At 55.5% G+C, this 1,666-nt stretch carries 1 protein-coding gene; it reads right to left on the bottom strand.

The annotated features are described in order from the left end of the window. Positions 1-11: 11 nt before the first annotated feature. Entirely contained in the window at positions 12-1,304 is a 1,293-nt protein-coding gene (gene ltrA, locus H7C18_RS34475) for a group II intron reverse transcriptase/maturase (protein WP_185133672.1), read from the bottom strand. Positions 1,305-1,666: the final 362 nt, after the last annotated feature.

Genomic DNA, 1,666 nt, shown 5'->3' with positions numbered 1-1,666 from the left:
GCGCATGCGATTTACAATAGCGTTTTGAGTCCATGCATTTGGCTTAGCCTTTTAACTTCGCTTCCGGAACCGCGCCAGCGATCTCGTTGGCACTTCTTTGCGTACCACTTCGTCAGCCTTTGCCGAATGTACCAGTCCAACTTGGCCATCCACTTCGTGCTGTACGGCGTCGCATAATAGTTCTTCCAGCCTTGAATTCTCAAATTGAGCCATTTCACGTGTTCCTCGAACGACACATGCCGCATGCTTGGCGGCGCTAATCGTTCCTTCAACACTTCCCGGATGTGCTTCTCCGCTTTCCTGCTAAGCCATTGCCGCGTGGTGTAGTACACGTGGCTTTGTCCCGTTTCCGCCTTCGCCTTCCGGTGGTGCATGCCGAGGAAGTCAAATCCTTCTTCTCCCGTCCACAGCCCCACAATCCGCGTCTTCTCCGGGTGCATGGTCAGCTCCAGACGCTCCATAATCGCTGCAATCAGCTTATGAGCATGGATCGCATCCTTCCTTGTCTTGCACACCACGACGAAGTCGTCCGCATACCGCGTTAGTTCCCCAACTTCTTTCCCGTGCTTCTCCCACAGCCTGTCGAGATAATTCAGATAGATGTTGGCAAGCAAAGGCGAGATCACGCCGCCCTGCGGCGTGCCCAAGTCGTTTCTTCTTACTTGCCCCTCTTCCATCACGCCGGCTTCGAGCCACTGCCGAATCAGCTTGAGCACGCGTCTGTCGCTGATTCGCATTTCCACCAGCTTCATCAGCTTTGCTTGGTTGATGTTGTCGAAGAACCCTTGGATGTCGACGTCGACCACCCAATTGCCTTTGCGGTTGCACGCTTTGCGGATTCGCTCCAGCGCTTGTTTGGCGCTGCGCTTCGGACGAAAGCCAAAAGAACTCTCCTGAAAATCCGCTTCGAAGATCGGTTCCATCACCAGTTTCACGGCCATTTGTACGACGCGGTCTTGAATCGTCGGGATGCCCAGCGGCCGCTTTCGCCCGTCTTTCTTGTCGATGTAGTGGCGCCGTACAGGCTGAGGGCGGTAGCGATTCTGAATAAGACGCTCCCGGCATTCCTCGACGAACCGGGCTTCGCCCTTCTTCTCGATGTCCGCCAGCGTCTCGCCGTCTACTCCTGCCGCTCCTTTATTGGCCCGCACGCTGCGCCAGGCTTCCCATAGCACATCCGGCCGACACACTTTGTCGTACAGCGCATGGAATCTTCTACTCTTGCTTGTCTTGGCGGCATGACCTAGCTTTTCTCGGAGTTGTTGAACTTTTTCCCTCGGTGTCGTTAGCCGGGTGGCATTCACTCACTCGTACCTCCTCCAAAAGCTTGAACAAAGCAGGGCTCCTTCCCTCCCGCAGGTTGTGTTGTCCTGCGTTCCTCGGTACTCTGAGCCCCTCGGACTCCCTTCCTGCAGATGGCTCACTTCACCTCTTGGCTTATAGAGCATCTCGCTACGAGAGATTTTTTTCTCCCGTGCAGGGGAGGGTCTCCCCAGTTCACTGCATCCTCTTTCAGACCATGCCGTTCCCTCTACGCCGGAGGATTCTTCGCTGTCGCTCCAAGTTCTTAGCAGCTTCCTTGGCCTTCGTCCATATCTCCGGGACTCGGCTTCCTCTTCTCCCTCTTGCGAGGCCTTTTTGACGACGCGGCAGGATTCACTTCATG

It is taken from the genome of Cohnella zeiphila (assembly GCF_014212055.1).
Lineage (GTDB): Bacteria > Bacillota > Bacilli > Paenibacillales > Paenibacillaceae > Cohnella > Cohnella zeiphila.
Note: the sequence above shows the minus strand (reverse complement) of the source record. Positions and strands in the feature narration are given on the sequence as shown.